At 38.8% G+C, this 21,295-nt stretch carries 20 protein-coding genes; 8 read left to right on the forward strand and 12 right to left on the reverse strand.

Annotated elements, in window-relative coordinates:
* Positions 1-15: 15 nt before the first annotated feature.
* Complete coding sequence (locus OQ268_RS02455) at positions 16-225, forward strand: hypothetical protein (protein ID WP_265854473.1); 210 nt, start codon at positions 16-18, stop codon at positions 223-225.
* A gap of 75 nt (positions 226-300) precedes the next feature.
* Positions 301-816, forward strand: coding sequence for a hypothetical protein (locus OQ268_RS02460; RefSeq protein WP_265854474.1), 516 nt, complete (start codon positions 301-303; stop codon positions 814-816).
* A 196-nt stretch (positions 817-1,012) separates the two neighbouring features.
* Here OQ268_RS02460 and OQ268_RS02465 read toward each other — a convergent pair whose 3' ends face one another.
* The 6 genes from OQ268_RS02465 to OQ268_RS02490 form a co-directional block, all read right to left on the reverse strand.
* Positions 1,013-1,897: a glycoside hydrolase family 16 protein gene (locus tag OQ268_RS02465; RefSeq protein ID WP_265854475.1), complete on the reverse strand. Its 885-nt coding sequence runs from the start codon at positions 1,895-1,897 to the stop codon at positions 1,013-1,015.
* 60 nt (positions 1,898-1,957) lie between these two features.
* Positions 1,958-3,361: a PKD domain-containing protein gene (locus OQ268_RS02470; protein ID WP_265854476.1), complete on the reverse strand. Its 1,404-nt coding sequence runs from the start codon at positions 3,359-3,361 to the stop codon at positions 1,958-1,960.
* Positions 3,362-3,374: 13 nt separating this feature from the next.
* The gene (locus OQ268_RS02475; protein ID WP_265854477.1) at positions 3,375-4,883 is read right to left on the reverse strand and encodes a RagB/SusD family nutrient uptake outer membrane protein; all 1,509 of its coding nucleotides are present in this window, start codon (positions 4,881-4,883) and stop codon (positions 3,375-3,377) included.
* A gap of 10 nt (positions 4,884-4,893) precedes the next feature.
* On the reverse strand, positions 4,894-8,250 hold the full coding sequence (locus tag OQ268_RS02480) for a TonB-dependent receptor (protein WP_265854478.1): 3,357 nt from the start codon (positions 8,248-8,250) through the stop codon (positions 4,894-4,896).
* 207 nt (positions 8,251-8,457) lie between these two features.
* Complete coding sequence (locus tag OQ268_RS02485) at positions 8,458-9,633, reverse strand: FecR family protein (RefSeq protein WP_265854479.1); 1,176 nt, start codon at positions 9,631-9,633, stop codon at positions 8,458-8,460.
* 173 nt (positions 9,634-9,806) lie between these two features.
* Complete coding sequence (locus OQ268_RS02490) at positions 9,807-10,391, reverse strand: RNA polymerase sigma factor (RefSeq protein WP_265854480.1); 585 nt, start codon at positions 10,389-10,391, stop codon at positions 9,807-9,809.
* A 173-nt stretch (positions 10,392-10,564) separates the two neighbouring features.
* Between OQ268_RS02490 and OQ268_RS02495 the strand changes: the two genes are divergently transcribed.
* From OQ268_RS02495 to OQ268_RS02505, 3 genes are all read left to right on the forward strand, one after another.
* On the forward strand, positions 10,565-10,867 hold the full coding sequence (locus OQ268_RS02495) for an ArsR/SmtB family transcription factor (protein WP_265854482.1): 303 nt from the start codon (positions 10,565-10,567) through the stop codon (positions 10,865-10,867).
* 12 nt (positions 10,868-10,879) lie between these two features.
* On the forward strand, positions 10,880-11,980 hold the full coding sequence (locus OQ268_RS02500) for an NADH:flavin oxidoreductase (protein ID WP_265854483.1): 1,101 nt from the start codon (positions 10,880-10,882) through the stop codon (positions 11,978-11,980).
* Between the two features lie 235 nt (positions 11,981-12,215).
* Positions 12,216-13,106, forward strand: coding sequence for a pirin family protein (locus tag OQ268_RS02505; protein ID WP_265854484.1), 891 nt, complete (start codon positions 12,216-12,218; stop codon positions 13,104-13,106).
* Between the two features lie 31 nt (positions 13,107-13,137).
* On the opposite strand, the gene OQ268_RS02510 is transcribed toward OQ268_RS02505, so the two are convergent.
* Positions 13,138-14,298 carry a hypothetical protein gene (locus OQ268_RS02510; protein ID WP_265854485.1) on the reverse strand — a complete coding sequence of 387 codons (1,161 nt, stop codon included), beginning with the start codon at positions 14,296-14,298 and terminating at the stop codon, positions 13,138-13,140.
* On the reverse strand, positions 14,295-14,930 hold the full coding sequence (locus OQ268_RS02515) for an RNA polymerase sigma factor (RefSeq protein ID WP_265854486.1): 636 nt from the start codon (positions 14,928-14,930) through the stop codon (positions 14,295-14,297). Before OQ268_RS02515 ends, OQ268_RS02510 begins: the two co-directional genes overlap by 4 nt.
* A 146-nt stretch (positions 14,931-15,076) precedes the next feature.
* Between OQ268_RS02515 and OQ268_RS02520 the strand changes: the two genes are divergently transcribed.
* Complete coding sequence (locus OQ268_RS02520; protein ID WP_265854487.1) at positions 15,077-15,922, forward strand: hypothetical protein; 846 nt, start codon at positions 15,077-15,079, stop codon at positions 15,920-15,922.
* Between the two features lie 54 nt (positions 15,923-15,976).
* Here the strand turns inward: OQ268_RS02520 and OQ268_RS02525 are convergent, their stop codons facing one another.
* Together OQ268_RS02525 and greA are read right to left on the reverse strand one after the other, a co-directional pair.
* The gene (locus OQ268_RS02525; protein WP_265855155.1) at positions 15,977-16,378 is read right to left on the reverse strand and encodes an HIT family protein; all 402 of its coding nucleotides are present in this window, start codon (positions 16,376-16,378) and stop codon (positions 15,977-15,979) included.
* Between the two features lie 63 nt (positions 16,379-16,441).
* Positions 16,442-16,915, reverse strand: coding sequence for a transcription elongation factor GreA (gene greA / locus OQ268_RS02530; protein WP_010603520.1), 474 nt, complete (start codon positions 16,913-16,915; stop codon positions 16,442-16,444).
* 279 nt (positions 16,916-17,194) lie between these two features.
* Between greA and OQ268_RS02535 the strand changes: the two genes are divergently transcribed.
* Positions 17,195-19,075, forward strand: a complete 1,881-nt coding sequence (locus OQ268_RS02535; RefSeq protein WP_265854488.1) for a M1 family metallopeptidase — start codon at positions 17,195-17,197, stop codon at positions 19,073-19,075.
* 50 nt (positions 19,076-19,125) lie between these two features.
* Here OQ268_RS02535 and OQ268_RS02540 read toward each other — a convergent pair whose 3' ends face one another.
* On the reverse strand, positions 19,126-19,602 hold the full coding sequence (locus tag OQ268_RS02540; protein WP_265854489.1) for an OsmC family protein: 477 nt from the start codon (positions 19,600-19,602) through the stop codon (positions 19,126-19,128).
* Between the two features lie 212 nt (positions 19,603-19,814).
* Between OQ268_RS02540 and OQ268_RS02545 the strand changes: the two genes are divergently transcribed.
* On the forward strand, positions 19,815-20,276 hold the full coding sequence (locus OQ268_RS02545) for a GNAT family N-acetyltransferase (RefSeq protein ID WP_265854490.1): 462 nt from the start codon (positions 19,815-19,817) through the stop codon (positions 20,274-20,276).
* 3 nt (positions 20,277-20,279) lie between these two features.
* Here OQ268_RS02545 and OQ268_RS02550 read toward each other — a convergent pair whose 3' ends face one another.
* A complete protein-coding gene (locus OQ268_RS02550; RefSeq protein WP_265854491.1) occupies positions 20,280-21,200 on the reverse strand; it encodes an NAD(P)-dependent oxidoreductase in 921 nt (306 codons plus the stop codon).
* Positions 21,201-21,295 lie beyond the last annotated feature (95 nt).

Consider the following 21,295-nt stretch of genomic DNA (forward strand, 5'->3'; position numbering starts at 1 on the left):
GAAAAGCAAGAAATTATGGCAAAAGGAAAAAAAGAAAAACAGAAAAAGAGCGGCAAAAAGAAATCAGGCAAAAAGAAAGGCGGCAAAAAAAATAAACTTGGGGTTAAAAACTCGCTGGTAAATAATATCAATGCCCGAAAAAAGAAGGGGAAATCCCGTTCCAAGAAAAAGTCTAAAATCAGTAAAAAGGCTTACAAGAAAATGAAAAAAGGGTGGAAGAAATAATCCTCCAAGCTAAGTTAAATTTTCTGTTTGGCTATATGTCTAGAATTAGGGCTATCTTTACAGAAATTATAATCCATGGCAGTTTTACATAAAAAGGAAGAAAAAATTCAGGCAGTACTTGGAAGGCTGTCTACAAAATATACTGATGAGCAGTTTGTAGAAATGTTTATCAAGCTGTATTCCAAAGATTGGGGTAAAATTAAATCAGCATACATTAAACAATCTCAAGATAAAGAGCCAGGCACCTTAATTAATATGCCAAAACCAGAAATTTATTTGAAACAGGTTTTAGCAAATTACTTAAATAGTGCTGCATCTACGCCATCGACAGCGGTATCGGCCGAAAAACAACCAGCGCAGCCTGAAATTGAGGTGAAAGCCGCCAAGGCGCCAAAAAAAGAAAAAGCAACTGTTGTCGCGGCACCCAAGAAAACTAAAACCACCATCACGGAAACTGCTACCGAAGCACCAGCCAAGACGCCTACTAGAGCAAAGGCACCAGCAAAAAAGAAAGTTGCTGATTTTACCGCAGCGGTAGACGAACCTACAAAGGTCAAAGCTGTTGCAAAGAAAACCACAGAAAAAAAATAATTATTTTTAGTGCTACATAATAAAACACCTTTTTGGTTGTTTATATATATGAGAGCGTTAATTTAGATGACGGGGATAGGTCGGTATGATTTATCCCCGTTCTTTTTTAAAGCATACCCGACTTTAATTTCCAGGAGTAATCAAACAAAAAAAGTCGCCAATTAGTTAGCGACTTTAACAATTAAACTTAAATATTTTATTTATCGATCATTTTGTAATAGCGAACATAATCTATGTCCATTGTTTGCGGCCAAATGCTATCGTCTACACCTTGAGCCCCTCCCCAGTCGCCTCCAACGGCTATATTAAGTAGTAAGTGAAAGCGTTTATCAAATGGCCAAACTTTATAACCCGTACCTTCGTTTGCAAATTCGAAAACCTTTACGTCGTCAAAATACCCTCTAATGGCATATGGCGTCCAGTCTACACGATATAAGTGAAATGCCGTACTTACACCATCAATTTTCTTTGTGCTTGATTTCTGTGTGTTAATTTTAAAATAGTATGCCTCACTATGTGTAGTGAAATGCACCATGTCCTGATCGTAACCAACATGCTCCATAATATCGATCTCTCCTGATTTAGGCCAGTCTCCATAAACCCGGTCTGTTGGCAACATCCAAATCGCTGGCCAGGTTCCTCTACCAGAAGGTAACTTAGCTTTAATCTCAAAACGGCCATACAAAGCATCGAGTTTATTTCGTGTAACCATTCTTGCTGATGTATAATTCCTTCCACCCATCGCCTCTTTCTTAGCCGTGATGGTTAAGATTCCGTTTGCTACATTAGCATTGCCAGTGGTGTTGGTATAGAACTGAAGTTCGTTATTGCCCCAACCGCTTCCTCCGGTATCGTAATCCCAATTGGCAGCACTCGGCGCACCAGCGGTAGAAAATTCATCTGCCCAGGTTGGCGTAGTCTCAAACGCCCATCCCTTATCAACCGGCGGCCCAGCTGGGGTTGGCGGAACATAAACCGGACCATCTTCAGTTGCTTTTTTCGAGCACGCACTCAAAGCAATTAAGGCTATTGATAGTGCAACAAAACCCTTGTTCTTTAAATAATTAATTGATGTTTTCATTGTGTAAATGTTAAAAAAGTCAGTCTGCCCTATGGGCAGACTGACTTAAAATTAGGCATTCTATTTAAATTCGAAATCGTCTAGATAAAATATACCTGGGTTCGGATGTCCTTCGCCACCTAATTGAACCACAATTTTATCGTATAATGTTTGGCCACTTATACCAGAAAAATCAAATTCTAACTGCGTCCATGTATTGTACTGCACAGCTGTAATGGTTTTTACAATTTCTGTTTGGGTCTGCCAAGCGTTGCCACCTAATAACGAGTTTTGTAATTTTACGGAAACCGTTGCAGGTATTTTTGTAAAGTCGTTACCACTTGGGAAAAACACTTTTAAACGAATTTTATTTTTCGTTGACAGATCAAAACGATATGGCAAGGTTACATTTAAGTTACCGTATTGACCATCGTTACCAGTAAGTTTCTCGTAATAACCCACTTTTGCAGAAGTATTAACGGGGAATTTAGCAGGGTTATCATACGGTCTGGTGAAGCCGATGTTTTCATTTGTCCAGCTAAAGTTAGCTGTTGTTTGAAAATCATCACTCAGGTTAGCGGCTTGTAATGGCTTTTGCACTACAGGCCTTACATATCCTTTTTTAACCAATTTCAAATACCAAGCATTACCTGCGTTAGATTTATCTAAACAACGTAACCACATTTCATTTTCGTTTAATGAAAGTATTTGGTATTGAGAAACGCCCAGATAGTAGCCGATGAAACCGCCTCCGGAAATAGTAAGGTATTTAACGCCATTGGTTACCGTAATTAACCACGTTAAGTTAGTAGGTGGCGTGTAGTTTACTGTTGGGTCGTTCGATCCTGTTGGGCCACCAATGCCAGGTGCATTTGACGCGTTTGCGAAAGTAGTCCCCTTATTATCATATGTATATTTTAAACCGTTCATGTTAAAGGTCATCTCATCATCATAGAAACCTGTTCCGGTTTTTTCGTCTGGAGCAGCCTGATACCAGTCTGGACCTTGTGAAGTGATTGGCCCCACGCCTAGGTGTCCTGCAGATTTTTGATCGATTACCCAGGTAAACCCTGTAGCATTTGATAAACCGCCTGATAGTGTAGTAAAAGCAGGATCGGTAAGCATTGCCGGGTTTGTATTGGATATTACAACTGTTTTTGTACTTGAAACCGAGCCTCCCGCTGTTGCGATGGTTAATTTAACCGTATAAGTTCCGGCCAAGGGATATGCGGCTGTAACTGTGTTTCCATCACCAGTTGCACCATTTCCAAAATCCCATAGGGCCTTAAAGCCTGGAGACTGATTAACCAAAGTTACCACATTGGCATTGGTTGCGCTTGGGGTAACCGTAAACTTAACCTGATCTGCAGTTGGTGCAGTTGCAAGCTCTCCATCTTTTTTATCTTTTTTACAAGCACTAAAGCTTAGTAAAACCAGCATGGCTAAAAACCCCACCGATTGTTTTATGATATAATTTAATTTCATGATCATATATGGATTAATTATAACCTGGATTTTGTTTGATAACACCTTTCGTTAGGTCAATTTCTTGTTGTGGTACTGGTAACAATTCACTTTTACCAGCTTTATAACCCACCGGTCCTAAAACTGAAACTGCTCTGCCTGTACGTACTAAATCAAAGAAACGATGACCTTCGAAAGCTAGTTCTAACCGGCGTTCGTTATAGATGTTATCTAAGGTTGCCGGAACAGGTGCTAAACCTACCCTGGTTCTAACAGCCGTTAACAATTCTAAAGCACGGGTTGCATTACCGCCAGATCTTAACAAAGCTTCCGCTTCCATCAAATAGGTGTCTGCTAAGCGCATTTCGATTTCATCAATTGGCCAGTTAAGCTCTGCAGTTCCGCTATTTGATCTGTAAGCTTTTAATGGTGCATATTTTTTGATGAAATAATCGGTGTTTTGATAGCGGGCGTTGTAGGTAGCCCCTGCAGCCTTCAATGCAGCACCATCAATTATTGAAGAAGCAAATCTTGGATCCGTTTTCATCGCGTTAACCAAATCTAGCGTTACCGGGCAAAAGCCCCAGCCTGCAGAATAAGTATCGCCGTTGTAGCTATCCATGCCAACAAACTGTGTACCTACGTTACCTTCGCCACCATTTACCCAGCCCCAATCGCCCCATGCAGCTAGAGTAGAGTGTGGAATCTCCAAAATAACTTCAGTGTTGAACTTATTGTCTGGCCTAAAGATATCAGCATAGTTGGCAAGTAAAGCATAACCATACTCATTACCTACTTTATTTACATCATTAAACAACGTTGCCGCCTCTGCAAGTTTGGTATTGTCATTCTGGAAAAGTAATACTTTACCTAGCAAGGCTTTAGCTGTACCTCTGGAAATACGACCTTTTTCGTTTGAAGCAACTGTTGCTGGCAAATTTGGAAACGCTTCTCGCAAATCTTTCTCAATTTGTGCATATATTGCTGCAGGCGCAGATTGCGTTTGCGTGTATAAATCTGCAGTTGGAAGAACTTTAGTAATTAACGGCACGTTTCCGAAAAATCTTACCAAATCGAAATAGAAGTAAGCACGTAAAAATTTTGCCTCGGCTGTTACCCGAGTTTTAAAAGCAGCGCTAAGCGTGGTTGCCTTATCAATTTTTTCTAAAATAATATTGGCCCGGTTAACGCCTGTAAAGTTTTTAGACCATAACCCTACCTGAGGACCTAATCTAGAATCCATATTAAAGTTATCGTATGCCACCCAGCTTGGTTGATCGGACGCATTACCGCCACCAGCCCAACAATCATCTGATGCAGCACTTAGTAAAGGTTGCTTCATGGTGTAACCACCACTTGTGCCCCATTGCATTACATCGTAAACTGCAATTAGGCCTTGGTAAACTTCTGTTTCGTTACGATAGAAATTTTCTTCTGTAGCCGTTCCTTTTGGGGTAAGGTCTAAGAAATCTCTCTTACATGAAACTGTTAACTGTGCTATCGCCAGGATGGCAATAGTATATTTAATGTGTTTAATTTTCATCTCTATATTATTAAAATCCAACATTAACACCTGCAAAAAATGTTCTTGCTTGTGGGTAAAAACCACGATCTACGCCCAAACTACCGCCACCGATTTCTGGATCGTAACCCGAGTATTTAGTAAGGGTAAATAAGTTATTTGCCATTACATAAAACTTCAGTTTATCTAAACCAATTTTATTGATTAAGGCTTTTGGCAATGTGTAGCCTAGCTGAACATTTTTCATTCTGAAATAAGCACCGTTTTCTAAGAAAAGGCTCGATACCCGACTATAATTTTTGTTATCGTCTTGTAAGGTTACGCGTGGTACCGAATTACTTGTACCTTCTCCCGTCCATCTGTTTAAGATGTTGGTGGTATAATTTGAAGTGGTTAAATCAAATCTTCTCAATCCGTTGAAGATCATATTACCCGAAACACCTTGCCCGAAAAGCGAGATATCGAAACCTTTGTATTTTGCAGAAAAGGTTAAACCGTAAGTAAAGTTAGGATTCGATCTTCCTAAGAATGTTCTATCAGCATCGCTAATCACGCCATCGTTATTTAAGTCGATAAACTTAATATCGCCTGGTTTTGCGTTTGGTTGAATCAATGCGCCAGAACCACTTTTATAGTTGTTAATTTCTGTCTGATTTTGGAACAAACCTGCAGTTTGATAGCCGAAGAAAGAATCTACAGGCTGACCTACAGCAACACGTGTAACCTCCAAACCTTGTGGCGTAATGGTTTGTCTGTTAGGGATATAATCTTTATCAGCACCTAGCAACGTAACCTGATTTTTGATAAATGATGCATTACCCGCTACGTGGAAGCTTACTTCGCCTATTGTTTTATTCCATCCCAATTCGATTTCGAAACCTTTGTTATATAAATCGGCAGTATTTGCGAATGGTCCGCTATTCCCTACGTAAGATGGAACTACTTGTTGTAGCAACATGCCATAGGTTTTTTTATTGAAATAGCTGGTTGCCAAAGTAATACCTTCAAACAATGTTGCATCGAAGCCTAAATCAAATGATGATGTTTCTTCCCATTTCAAATCTGGATTTGAAAGCGCATTCGGACTAACACCATTTGTAAGTGCCTGGCCAGATGCGGTACCTAAAGAGTAATTTCTTCCTCCACTAACTGTTGCCAAATAGCTAAAATCAGGAATTCCATCATTACCATTAATCCCGTAAGAACCTCTAAATTTTAAGAATTTAACAACATTGTTTTGTGGCCAGAAATCTTCGCGAGAAGCAACCCATCCTGCTGAAGCAGACGGGAAATAACCATATTTATTATTCGGACCGAAACGTGATGAACCATCTCTACGTACAATACCTGTAAATAGATATTTTTCGTCATAGTTATAAATTACCCTTCCGAATATAGAGTTTAAGGTATTTTGATATTCTCCGCCATAAAAATCAGAGTTTGTTCTGGCCACAGGAAATTGTAAAGATGCATCTCTGATGTTATCTACCGGAATACCTTCCTTAATTCCCCCTTGCGTTTCGCCCTTATTTTTTTGTGCTGAGTAACCTACTAAGGCAGTTAATACATGTTTGCCAATGGTTTTATCATAGCTTAAGGTATTTTCCAACGACCAAAATAATCCCCTGTTGCTATCTCTGGTGTAAGCCGTTAACGTAGACTGGTTAATCGAGTTCAGATAGTAAATCGGCCGGAATGATTGTCCGCCCCAGAATGCTAAATCGACACCGCCCGTACTTCTTAATTTCAACCCTTTGATAAATTCTACTTCTGCAAACACATTACCCACCACCTTATCACTCCATGCATTGCCTTGTGCTACTTTTAACGCAGCAAGAGGGTTTAGTACTTCAGATTGTGCGTAATCAGAAATCCCATAAGGAAATCCTGCTTCGTTTCTCACTACAGGATTATTTAAGTATTTAGGAAGACCATATTTTGCCGGATCTGTTTCTACAACTGGCGTAAGTGGGTCCATGTTAATAGCTCTACTTAGCGGCGACCCGTACTCTGAGTTCGTGCTTACACCAATTGAATTAATTCGTGTATAACCTACCGAATTTCCAAATTTGATGTGATCGGTAATTTTATGTTCGAAATTAAATCTTGCTGTAAACCTTTTAAAATTTGAATTGTCGGTTGCAACAATACCGTCTTGATCTAAATAACTGAAGGAACCATAATAAATCGATTTGTCGCTTCCTCCACTAATACTTAAATCGTGGTTCTGAATGATGGCTTTGTTGTTAAAAACAGCATCTTGCCAGTTCGTGCCAACCCCATACTGCGCTGGGTTTGGAAATCTAACCGAGGTAATACCATCTGCAAGCTGAGCTTCGTTGTAAATGGTGGCATACTGCGTTGCATTTAATAAATTTAACCGTGTAGACGGTGCTTGTGTTCCCAGGTAGTTATTGTATTCTACTCTTACACGACCAGTATTAGCGCCTTTCTTTGTTGTTACGATAATAACCCCATTGGCAGCACGTGTACCGTAAATTGCCGCAGAAGCTGCATCTTTTAACACCTCGATAGATTCGATATCAGACTGATTCAAATATTCGATACCACCATAAATAACTACACCATCTACTACGTATAATGGGTTAGCGTTATTAATGTTCGCTGTACCACGAATTCTAATTGTTCCACCATCGCCCGGCTGACCAGAACTGGTAGTAACGGTAACACCAGAAGCCCTGCCTTGTAACGATTGTTCAATTCGTGTAACGGGCGCATTTTCTAAATCAGATGCTTTAACAGAAGCAATAGCTCCCGTTACCACACTTTTCTTTTGTGTACCATAACCAATAACCACGGCATCAGCCAGTAAACCGGCCTGTGGTGATAAGGTAATGGTAATTCCATTTGCTGCTGTAACTTCCTTGTTTTCGTAACCGATATAAGAAACCACTAGCGTAGCACCTTCGCTTACATCTTTTAGGCTAAATGTACCTGTTGCATCGGTAACTGCGCCTAGTGTGCTGCCTTTTACCTTTACACTTGCACCAGCCATGGGCATACCATTCTCATCAACTACTTTTCCCCTGATATCTACAAAGGATTTCATTATGATAGGTAAACCATCAATTTCTTTACGATGAATAATAATGGTATTATTTTTAATAGTGTAGCCTAATGGCTGAGCACTAAAAATACGTTTCAGTGCTTCTTTAATATCAGTATTTTTCAGCTCAATTGTTACCGGTTTAGATTCTTTCAATAAATCTAAATCATATAGAAAATTATAACCTGCACTTTTATTTAACTTGCGAAAAACATTTAGAAGCGTAGTATTTTTTTCGGATAATGTTACGTTTTGAGCGCTCACAGCTCCGTAACTGAGCTGAAGAAAAGTAGTGATTAGCAAGACAAAAGTCAATTTCATAATCAACAGAAATTTAAACAGGCGCCCCTTTGGTTTGGGCAACCATTCAGTATAAAAATTCATATATTTGGTTATTAGGTTTAAAATAATTGTATCTCTCAAGTTTACGATGAATAAGAGCCTTAAATATCTCCGGGAGCGTTGCCGCGCTCTCGGTTCTTTTTTTTAGGCATTATCCACGTATTCGCATTGCAAAAAAGGTATAGGTTACGGCATAACTAAAATCCTCCTTTCATCTATCTTGAAATGTACGGCACCTGTAGTTTGCAACATATCTAACACCTCGTTTACACTATTAAATCTGGAAATTCTTCCTCCAAAGGTTTTATTTACTTTTTTACCTCTGTAATCTACATCTACATTGTACCAGCGGGCGATTTTATTCATAATCGCTTCTAAATTCTCATCGTTGAAACTAAAGTAACCATCTTTCCAAGCTATCGTTTCGGCAGCATCTACCTCATGCACCAGCGCGGTTGATGTGTTATTATCAATAATTGATTGTTGCCCAGGTTTTAGTAAACTGGCGTAACTGGATTTCAAATTTTTAATTTTCACGCTGCCTTCCAGCAAGGTGGTTTTATTTGTTTGTTCGTTTTGGTATGCATTGATGTTAAAATGCGTACCTAATACTTCTACTTCCTGGGTGCGGCTATTTAATACCGATTTAACTTTGAAAGGGATCCGATTGCCAAGTTTGTTATAAGCCTTAGCCACCTCGAAATAGGCTTCACCCTGGAGTTCTACGTTTCGTTCTTTCAAACTAAATACTGCAGGATATTTAAGTTTAGATGCTGCATTAAGCCAAACCCTTGTTCCATCTGGAAGATTAATCTGGTATTGACCACCCCTAGGTGTTTCTATTGTATTATAAATATCTTGGGCAGAGCTATTAGCAGCGATCTTATTTATAGCGTAAATAATTTCTCCATTTTTAGTTTTAGTAATACTGATTCCAGCTTGCTTGGCAATAATGCCGTTGCTTGCATCAGTTAAAGAAATTTTTCTACCGTCATTTAGTGTGAGTGTAGCCCTGTTTCCACCTGGTAAAATAGGCGCCTGCGATCTTTTGGCAAGTACATAAATATCCTTTGTAGCTTTATTTAGCTGATTTTTAACTACAATACCTAAGACAATTACCACAACAGCAGCTGCAGCTATTTTAATCCAATTACCAAGAATGCGCTTTGGTTTAATCTCTGTTTCTTCTTCGATGGCATTCCAAATCTGCGTTTTTGCTTCATTTAGTTCGTCATGATTAATGTTTGATTTTGTTTTGGATAACTCAGCCAAATGCCAAGACTCGAGCATTGACTTTTCTTGCTCTGTACAAAGACCATCCCGGTATTTTTCTAAAAGTTTTTCAACTTCTTCTTTTCTCATTACTTCAGAATATTTGGCTAATTATAAACATGTAGGTTAACTATGCCCTAGGTAGTAGATTTTTTTAAAAAAAAATAAAAATTAACAGTATGTTCGAGAGAAATTACACCTAGAAAGACACTATTTAATTGATTTAGAGCAGATTATTATTTACCCTTGAAACGTAGTATTGTTTAAAAAAGATTTAGGAAAACGATTCCAGCGAGCAAAAGAAAGGATGTTAGTTTTAATCTAAGAACTTTCAGCGCATTACTCATCTGTTTTTTCACCGTCTTATCAGATAAATGGAGAATCTCTCCGATTTGCTTTTGAGTGAGATGTTGGGTACGACTCATTTCGAAAATAACCCGCATTTTAGGAGGCAATAATGCCACTTCTTTTTCAATCAATGATGAAAACTCACGCTCGCGGATGTAGTTATCAGTAACGAATTCTCCCATATCGGCAAAATCTGCCAGAGACTGTAAATAATTTGTCCTTGATTTATTTTTATCCAACCAATCAAAAATTTTATAACGAACGGCAGTGTATAAATACGCAGATAATTGCGTTTTAATTTTAATGTTTGGATTGCCCCATAAATAGACAAAAATCTCTTGAACTATATCTTTGGCCTCTTCCTTATCTGCCACCATTTTACACGCGTAAATGTAAAGCAGCCCATTGAAACGATCATAAATTTCCTCAAAGGCAAATTTATCCCCTTCCTGCATGAATTCAAAAAGTTGCTGATCAGTTAGCGCTTTATAAGTAGACATTTGGTTAGAATGAGTGAACGAATGTAAGCATTAGTTTAATTTAAATCACAAGAAATATTAATAATTACATTGCATCAATAAGGCCGCTTATATATTACTTTACAGTTTTCCATAGAATTGTAAACTTAAGTTTAAAATTGGTATATCGGGAAAAGTCGATATATATTTGCTGCATGGATCACGTCGAAGTTTTCAAAGCATTATCAAATAAATCGCGGTTACAAATTCTAGATTGGTTAAAAGATCCCGCAACCAATTTCCCAGATCAGCTTAACCCCGATTTCGAAAACGTTGGCGTATGCGTTGGTCAGATTCAAATAAAGGCGGGCTTATCGCAAAGTACCATATCCGAATACCTATCCATATTACAGCGTGCCAACCTGGTATGTGCCACCCGTGTAGGGCAATGGACCTATTACAAACGGAATGCCGCGGGATTACAAATGCTAAGTGAAATCATCAATACAGAAATATAAAAATTAAAAATCATGAATACAGATAGTTTATACAAGCCTTTCAGCTTAAAAACACTTCATACAAAAAACCGGATTGTAATGGCTCCGATGACGAGGTCTTTTTCTCCCAACGGGGTGCCAACAGATGAGGTAGCAGCTTACTACACTAAGCGGGCCATAGGAGAAGTTGGCCTAATCTTATCAGAGGGTACAGTTATTAATCGTCCATCTTCATCTGCAGACCCTAATATTCCCCATTTTTATGGCGAACAAGCATTAGCGGGTTGGCAGAAAGTAATTAATGATGTTCACAAAGCTGGCGGCCAAATGGGCCCTCAAATTTGGCATCAAGGGGTAATGGAGAACCACGCATCTGGTTGGTTACCTAGCGCTCCGTTCGAAGGACCTTCATCTTTGAATAAACCGGGCTTTGAAAATGGAGTACCTATGACAGATGCAGCCATTGCCGATACCATTGCGGCCTTTGGGCAAGCTGCAGCAGACGCCAAAGCCCTTGGTTTCGATACCGTAGAAATCCACGGTGCGCATCAGTATTTAATAGATCAGTTTTTTTGGGATGCAACCAATAATCGTAAAGATATTTATGGCGGAAAAACCCTTGCCGAACGTACACGTTTTGCTGTTGAAGTAATTAAAGAAGTCCGCCACCGTGTTGGAGAAGATTTCGCTTTGATTATCCGTCTCTCTCAATTTAAACCAGCAGCATACGATTTTAAACTTGCGAAAAATGAGCAGGAAATGGAGCATTGGTTAACACCTTTGGCAGATGCAGGAATAGACATCTTCCATTGCTCACAACGGAGGTTCTGGGAGCCAGAATTTGATGGATCTGACTTAAATTTTGCTGGTTGGGCAAAAAAACTTACTGGCAAAGCAACCATTAGCGTTGGTTCTGTTGGTTTAGATGGCGATTTCTTTGGCGCATTTGCCGGACAAAGTTCGCAGCCTAGTTCGCTCGATGAGTTGGTACGCAGGATGGATCGTGGAGATTTTGACCTGGTTGCTGTTGGCAGACCACTTCTTGCCGACCCAAATTGGGTAGAAAAAATTAAGAACAACCGAAATGACGAACTGAAAGGCTTCACAAAAGACGCTTTGATGGAACTGGTATAATTCCATACTTCAAAAGCTCCAAGAGGTTATATCCTGTTAGAAAATCATCTAAAAAAACTAACCATGATTGGTAAATTTAAAAGCTGATAAAACATGTTTTAAATTTACCTGGCTTAGTTGGCTGTTGATTAAACTAGTGTGATATAACCTCTTTTTTCTTGTTAGCGAAGTAAACCCCAGCCCGTGAATGTTGGGATTGCAAAAAAATCGTTAATTTCACATTAAAAGCGAATATATGTCGAACATTTCACTAATAATAGAAGAGAGGCCAGCCAATATTGGCAACTTCATGGTTGGAAGATTATTGCCTTTTAGAGAGAAAAGGATGGTTGGCCCCTTTGCATTTATTGACCATATGGGACCTTCGGCAATGAGCAATCATGAGAACCTGGATGTTCCACCCCATCCACATATTGGCCTATCAACATTAACTTTTTTATTTGAAGGAGAAGTAGCGCATAAGGATAGTTTGGGTACATCAATTATTATTAAACCCGGGCAAGTAAATTGGATGACTGCAGGAAAAGGAATTGTGCACTCGGAAAGGACCCCTAACTATCTTCGCGATACGGATAAAATGCTGCACGGGTTACAAATTTGGGTTGCGCTACCCAAGGCCTTGGAATTAATGTCTCCAGAATTTTGCCACATCGAAGCGCAAGACATACCCACTTGGAGCGAGAACAATGTACAATTCAAGCTAATAGCAGGCGAAGCACTGGAAAGAAAATCTCCCGTACCTGTTTTCTCCCCATTATATTTTATAGAAATTAAAAGTACTTCACGGCAAACGCTAAATTTAGGCGATAAACTTTTTGGTGAAAGTGCATTATATATATTAGAGGGAGGGGTAGAAAGCGATGGACACTTATTCGAATCTAAACTGATATTGATTGCTAACGATGCCAAGTTATGTTCATTTACAATTTTGGAAAACACAACCATATATATCTTCGGTGGCGAACCGTTCCCTGAAGAAAGGTTTATATACTGGAACTTTGTTGCATCAGATAAGGCACTTATAGACAAGGCTAAACAAGACTGGCTAGATCAAACATTCGATCCTGTTCCAGGGGAAATTGAATTTGTTCCCCTACCGAACCAAAATCCTTATCTTAAAAAATAAGTGGATACTGCCCATTTTTTTTGAGAACAACTTATTTTTTGAAGAGATTCATGTTTAAGGAGATGGCTACGCCTGTTGATGATAGTTTAGCGTTACCATAACCAATGCCAGTTAGCGGAATCTTCATAAATGGTGTTGCACTAATGCTGAAATCATTATTTATTTTATGCTGAAATTCTAGGCCAACGTTAGCAACTCCAAGATAATGTTGATTGCGGTTTTTGACATCGTAATATTGCGGACCCGTGGCGTTGTTATCATAAGTGTAATTGTAGTCTTCCTCTAACATGAGATAGCTCGATAAACCACCACTCAACATAATCGCATTTTGTTTACGTTGCCATACCTTAAAATTGAGGTTAAGGGGAATATCAATTACATCACAATTGGCGTGTATGTTTGATGGTTTATTTTTGAAAACATAGTTTGTATTGGGGCGATACAGACTGAAGTCAGAATCGTAAACTTTTTTAGCATACAAAACTCCTGTGCTTATGCTCAGTTTTTGATTTAAAACTACAGTTGCTGTTAAACCAAAACCCCCACTTAAACTATTTTTCCCAGATTTTTGTACTGTTGTTAAATCTGGCGCTGCCAAAATACTCATTACCAATCGGGGTTTAGATTTAACGACAGTACTTGGCACATCCTTTTCCATTACGCCATCAGGTATTGTTGCATGTTCAGCCTGCAAACCAATGTGGCTGTAAGGTGTACTCGAAATATTTGTAGTAAGACTTAAAGGTGATAATTGTTTAAGGTACAAGGCACTATCCGAATATTGAAACGAGACATTGGTCTCATTGGAGGCATAACCAATTTTGCGCTCTGGCTTGGTGAGCTCAACATTACGATCAACATTTACACTTTTTGGTATGTTTTCTTCTATTAATTTTTCTGAGGATGAATAAGGATTTTCTGGCTTATTCGAGATAGTTTGCTTAGCCGGAGTGCGGCGGGCATTCTTTTGTGTTCTTACCTGTTGTGAAGAATAATCTCCAACAAAGAAAATAACAATCAAAGTAGCAGCAATGCCAACAAGTGCACTTATCCAAATTGCAGGAATAAGATTATTCTTCCGCCTCGGATGTAATCTGTTTTCCAGTTTTTCCCAGTCTAAATCATTAAATGGCGTATCTGGTTGTAATAATTTATCTTTGAATAATTTATCTATATCTCTGCTCTCTCTCATTGCAAATTTGTATTTAATTTAACCTGTAAAAGGCCTGTGTCTAAATTCGATGCATTTACTTCATAAGTTTTAGAATCGATATTTTTTAGCATTTCCTGCAGTTTTTGTCTGGCTTTGAATAGGTTTGATTTTGATGTGCCCACCGATATATTAAGTTGCGTTGCTATTTCTTCGTGGCTAAAGCCATCAATAGCAAAAAGGTTAAAAACAGTTCTGTAAGCAGGAGTTAGGTTCTGGATCATCCGTACTAAATCATCGTAGGCGAGTTTATCGTAGATGGAACTAAGCTCAAAGAATTGCTCCTGCTCGGTTATTTCCAAATGATTGGCAAATTTTAAATTCACTCTATAGAAATCAATGGCTGTATTAGTTACTATTCTCCCAAGCCATGGCATAAATGACTTGCCAGATTCGTACTTATCAATATTTTTAAATGCTTTAAAGAAAGCATCATTCAGAATACCCGCAGCATCTAAACGGTTACTTGCGTAGCGGAGACAAATGCCCATAGCAAAGCCATAGAAATGCTTATAGAGTGCTTTTTGGCAATTTCTATCATTTCTAGCACAGCCCTCTACCAGCTTCGATATGTTGCTACCTTCACTATGGTTGGTCACTCGATCTCCTTTCAAACTACATTACGGCTAAGAGTTTATAATAGTTGCTTGGTAAATCATTTATTTATGAATTTTATTTCGGAGCATTCGTAAACCATTCAGGCAACCTTTAGACAGCTTGAACCGTACCGATTCATATAAAAACCTAAACACTAAACCTTATGCTAATTTACTTAAAAAAAGGCTTAATAGCCACACTGAGTTTAGCTGCTATGCTTGGCTCAGGATGCAAAAAAAAAGGAGTTGATCCGATAATTGAGAAACAAGGTATACAAACAGCTACAGATGCTAAGTTTGGCGCAATTTTAACTGATAAGGGAGGCAAAACGCTATATATGTTCGCCACAGATGTTACCGGAACAGCGAATTGTAGCGGAACATGCGAAACCCTTTGGCCGCCATTTTATGCTGGCGAGGAAAGTAACGACCAGAATTTAGACAAGGCGCAAGTTGGTGAAATAACGAGGGCCGATGGTAGGAAACAGAGTACTTACAAGGGATACCCACTATATTACTATGCAAGTGATGTTGTGGCAGGGGATATAAAGGGAGATGCGTTTGGTGGAAATTGGTTTGTAGCCAAGCCTGATTATTCATTGATGATAGCCAATACACAGCTTGTGGGATTAAACGGAAAGTCTTACACCAGCACATACACGGAAGGCACTGGCATAACAAAATATTTTACTGATGCTACGGGTAGAACAATCTATTCTTTTTCTCCGGATAAGAATGGAAAGAATAATTTCACCAAAGCCGATTTAACAAACAACACTGTTTGGCCGGTAGTTGAAAATGAGATTAAGAGCTTACCTTCTGTAATTACAAGGGACTTAATTGGTGTAATTGATGTTTTTGGAAAAAAACAGATGACATATAAAGGATGGCCATTATATTACTTCGGCCAGGATGCAAAACGGGGAGAAACCAAAGGTGTAAGTGTTGGCGCTGCGCCAGGTTTTTGGCCGCTATTAAATACTGGTACTGCGTTAGCGCCAGCTCCATAAAAATATTGGTTAGGAGGAGAGGGAGGCTAGCCGGAGGATTCTGGCTGGCCATTTTTAAGCTTCCAGCAATGCATTCTTAATTCTTTCCGCAGCATCTGCAAGTTCTTCTTGCGTTGGATTTAGTTTAGGTTTGCTGAAGTTCATATCACTTACATTATTCATCGGTATCAAATGAATGTGGGCATGCGGAACTTCGAGACCAATAACAGAAACACCGACCTTTTTGCAGGGATATGCCGCCTTTACCCCTTTGGCAACGATTTTGGCAAACATCCAAAGACCAACAAACAAATCTTCTTCCATATCGAAAATATAATCTACTTCGATTTTAGGAATCACAAGCACATGCCCTGCAGTAAGTGGTTGCACATCCAAAAAGGCAAGGTATTCTACCGTTTCTGCAACAACATGGGCATTAATTTCTCCGGCAACAATTTTAGAAAAGATAGTCATAATTAAGTTGTAAGTTAAGGGCTATCAGTTGTAAGTGTTGACTCGAAACCGCTAACCCGTAAAACATTATCTAGAAATTTCTAGCACCTCAAACTGCATTTTACCTGCAGGCACTTCAATTTCTGCAAACTCGCCCACAGATTTACCTAGTAACCCTTGTGCAATTGGCGATTTAACAGAGATTTTACCTGTTTTCAAGTCTGCCTCGCTTTCTGCTACAAGCTGATAGGTCATTGTAGCACCGTTTTTAACATTTTTAATTTTCACAATGGATAAAGCCAAAACTTTTGATAAGTCTAATTTCGATTCATCAATTAAACGGGCATTAGCCAATGTATTTTTTAGTTTAGCAATCTTTGCTTCGTGCAAACCCTGCGCTTCTTTAGCAGCATCATACTCTGCGTTTTCTGATAAATCTCCTTTATCCCGTGCTTCAGCAATTGCCTTAGATATTAGCTGACGCCCTGTGGTTGTTAGATAATGAACTTCCTCTTTTAATTTATCTAACCCCTCTTGTGTGTAGTACGTTACCTCTGTCATTGCGCTATTAATTTTATTCGAATACTATAAAAAACAAACAAGACTATATAGTTGGTTTGCTACATAGTCTTGCTTCAATTATAACGAAGATAAAATGTGGAAATTACAAAAGCAAATTATTGTCCACGATTTTTGTGATGGTTATTGGAATTACAACTATTTCATCGCTAATTTGCCCCACATTTAATTATACAATTAAATTGCTGTCGGTAACATTACCTGATACATTTTCTCAAATTCATTCAATAACTTTATTTTAGCTGAAATAATTAAGAGAAAATGAAAAAGATCCTTTCCCTAGCCCTACTTATTGGCTTAGGTACATCCTATTTATCAGCACAAGAGCTTTACATGCCCCGAAACATTAAAGCGGCTTATGCCAATGGTACCCGATCCATTACGGGGAAACCAGGGCCAAACTACTGGCAAAATCATGGTCGATATAATATGGAGATAAAAGTCGATGCTGAGACTAAAATAGTGAGTGGCCAGGAAGAAGTTCTATACAGCAATAATAGCAACGACACTTTAAAAACATTGGCCATTCGATTTGTGAATAACCTCCACAAACCAACATCTCCGCGTGGGGGTGCCGTTAGCGAAGATTTTTTAAGCACAGGTTTAAATATTTCTGCCTTTTCTGTTGATGGAACAAGTTACAAGGTAGATAGCAAAAACTGGGGAACGGTTGGAAATGTACGTTTGCAGAAACCACTGCCACCAAAATCAAAAATTACGGTGAAAATAGAATGGGATTATCCGCTATCAAAAGAAAGCGGCCGTGAAGGCCAAATAGACCCGAATTCTTTCTTTGTGGCCTATAGCTATCCAAGAATTTCTGTTTACGATGATTACAATGGCTGGGATAGAATTCCACATACTGATAGAGCAGAATTTTACAATGACTTTAACGATTACGTTTTCTCGGTAAAGGCACCCAAAGATTATGTGGTTTATGCCACAGGTGATTTCTTAAATCCAGATGAGGTTCTTCAACCTGCCATTGCCGATCGTTTGAAGAAATCATACCAAACGGATGAAGTTATTCACATTGCCACAGCAGAAGAATTAAAAGAAGGCAAGGTTACCAAACAAAAAGACTGGAACACCTGGAAGTTTCAGGTAAACCACATTACAGACGTTACCTTCGCCTTAAGTAACCATTACGTTTGGGATGGCGGAAGTGTGATTGTAGACCCAAAAACCAGTCGTAGAGCAAGTGCGCAAGCTGCCTATAACCCAAATACAGGCAAAGATTTTATCAACTCTGTTAAATACAATATTAATGCTTTGGCTTGGTTCTCTAACAATTGGCCGGGCATTCCCTATCCATTTATAAAAACCATCGCTTTCCAGGGCTTTGCAGATATGGAATACCCGATGATGGTAAATGACTCGAATTTTGGCGATCCGGTATTTGCACAGTTGGTTCAAGACCATGAAGTGGCTCATACCTATTTTCCTTTTTACATGGGAATAAACGAAACGCGTTATGCATATATGGATGAGGGATGGGCAACCACTTTTGAATATTTAATTGGAATAGCCGAGCATGGTAAGCAGGCCGCAGATGATTTCTACAAGAAATTTAGGGTAAACAGTTACATCAACGATAAATCTACAGAAGAGGATCAACCTATCATTACCATGTCTGATCAAGTTTCGGGCGCCGGTTATGGTAATAATTCTTACGGTAAAGCATCACTCTCTTACCTGGCCTTAAAAGATATGCTGGGCGATGATTTGTTTAAAAAAGCTTTGCACTTTTATATGAATAACTGGAATGGAAAGCATCCTATTCCGTGGGATTACTTTAATGCCATGAATGCCGGATCTGGCCAAAACCTAAACTGGTTTTTTCAAAACTGGTTTTTTACAAATAACTACATCGATTTAGCCCTTACCAAACCACAGATTACCAGTGGAAAAGCAACTTTTGTGGTAAAAAATGAGGGAGGTTTTGCTATTCCCTTTGATATTGTAGTAACTGACACCGAAGGGAAAGCAGAGCTAATTCACAAAACGCCTGCGGTATGGAAAGTGAACCAAAAGGAAATGACGATGACAATTAACACCAACCGAAAAATTAAATCGATTAAATTAGACGGTGGCATTTTTATGGATGCAACACCGGCAAACAACATCTACGAAGTAAAATAGTATAAGGTACAGTTGGTGATTTCTAAGAATCGCCAACTGTACATTTTAAGTTAGCTGTTCTCTGCCTTGCAGCTTGCGTCATGCTTAACCGGAAAGTTGAGGGAATTTGCAATGAAACACATCTTATTAGCTTCTAAATGTAACGATTCTGCCAGGTCGAAATGCGCCTTATCGGCTATTAATACCTGCGGGTGTAAGGTTACTTCTCTAAACTTGCCACTTCCATCTGCCGACTCTTCCATAGTACCCACCGCCTCGTCTTTATAATCTATAACAACGATTTCGTGTTTCGAGCATAGGTGCAAATACCAGAGCATGTGGCAGCTCGAAATGGAAGCTAATAATAGGTCTTCAGGATTGTACTTGGATTTATCGCCAAGAAAAGCAGAATCCGAAGATCCGGAAATATCGGCTTTGCCATTTACAGAAATTAAATAATCGCGATCATAAGAGCGGTAATCCATTGTACCAGAACCCTTATTGCCAGTCCAGGTTACCGTGGTTTTGTATAGGTGATCTTTCGGCATGATATACTTGAGTTAGAATTTATATCCTAATTTAAGGAAATAAGATTGATTTGATATAGTTTTATAGGTAAAGATTGGTAAAACAGGCAAACCGCAATCGAATGTGGCAGGTTGGCTTACATACATTGGAAAGTACAAATTTCCGCTACGAAAATGTTGCCAGTTGAAGCTTATCTAATTAACTGAAAGCATCTTTTATAAAAACCATAATCATGCGCTCGCAAAAGAACCCTTTAAGCACAAGCCAAAAAGCACAAATTGTAAAAATATGGAATCTAGAATATCCAGAATCGCTAAACTTTTCTAACGCAGAAGGTTTCGATCAATATCTGATGGATCTATCAGACCCAACCCATTATATTTATGAAAGTGAAAGTGGAGAACCAATGGCATGGGCCTGCAAGTTTATAAGAGACAATGATAGATGGTTTGCCATTATACTAGATAAAAAAATACAAGGCAAAGGTATAGGAACCCGTTTATTAAATAAACTTAAGGAAAATGAATGTATACTAAATGCTTGGGTTATCGATAAGAAAGGGCTCAAAAAGCTAGATGGTAAACATTACAAATCGCCACTAAAGTTTTATTTAAAAAATGGCTTTGTAGTTGATCATGATACAAGATTAGAAAACGAAAAACTTTCGGCAGTTAAGATTACCTGGAAACCATAGCTTTTACAACATACTTAGCTTAGCAGCCAAAACTTCAGATATTTTCCGATAAGAATCGAACGTCCATCCGGCCACATGCGGAGTTAATATTATTTTTTCACTTGCACTTAAATTCTGGTACCAGTCCTGCTCGGCCAACGGCGGGAATTTTTCCGTTTGTAATACATCTAAACCCGCTCCAAGAATTTTACCAGATGCTATTGCTTTCAGAACAGATGTTGTATTTACAATCTCACCCCTTGCGGTATTGATAAAAAAGATCGGTTTTTTAAAGTGGAAAAAGTATTCATCATTAACCATTTGTTTGGTTTCTGTAGTAAGCGGAATGTGGAGACTAAGCACATCACTATATTTAACAATCTCTTCCATGCTTACTTCGCGGGCAAAGGCATCACTAAAGCCAGTTTTATACTTATCGTAAGCCATAACATCAACATCAAAGCCCGATAGTTTTTTCGCAAAACTTTGGCCCATAAATCCATAGCCTACGATCCCAACCTTTTTACCTTTCAGTTCGTATCCTCTGTTGCCTTCTCTATCCCATATTCCGTTGCGGATCTCTATATCAGCTTTGCGAAGATTATTCATTAATGAAAGTAACAATCCCATCGCGTGCTCCCCAACCGCATCGCAATTCCCTTCAGGTGCGTTAAGCAAGGTAACATTTTTTGCTGATGCCACCTTATCATCAATATTATCTAATCCGGCACCGGCACGGGCAACAAATTTCAGATTTGAAGCTGCGGCAAACATTTCAGCATCTATTCTGAACTTTGTTCTAACAGCTATGCCATCATAATCCTTAATTCTGGCCAAAGTTTGTTCGCGTGTAATTTGAGGTTCATCATCAACATGGTAACCGAGTGCTACCGCTTGCGCTTTAAATGCTGGATGTAAATCATCAACAATAAGAATTTTCTTCATGGTAATGCAAAAGTAACATTTTAGCTAGCCCAATTGTTGTTAACTAACCTAAATCTTCATGCAAAAGCTACCTACATGGACCGTTATCAAACGAA

The organism is Pedobacter sandarakinus, from assembly GCF_026240095.1.
GTDB classification, from domain to species: Bacteria; Bacteroidota; Bacteroidia; order Sphingobacteriales; family Sphingobacteriaceae; genus Pedobacter; species Pedobacter sandarakinus.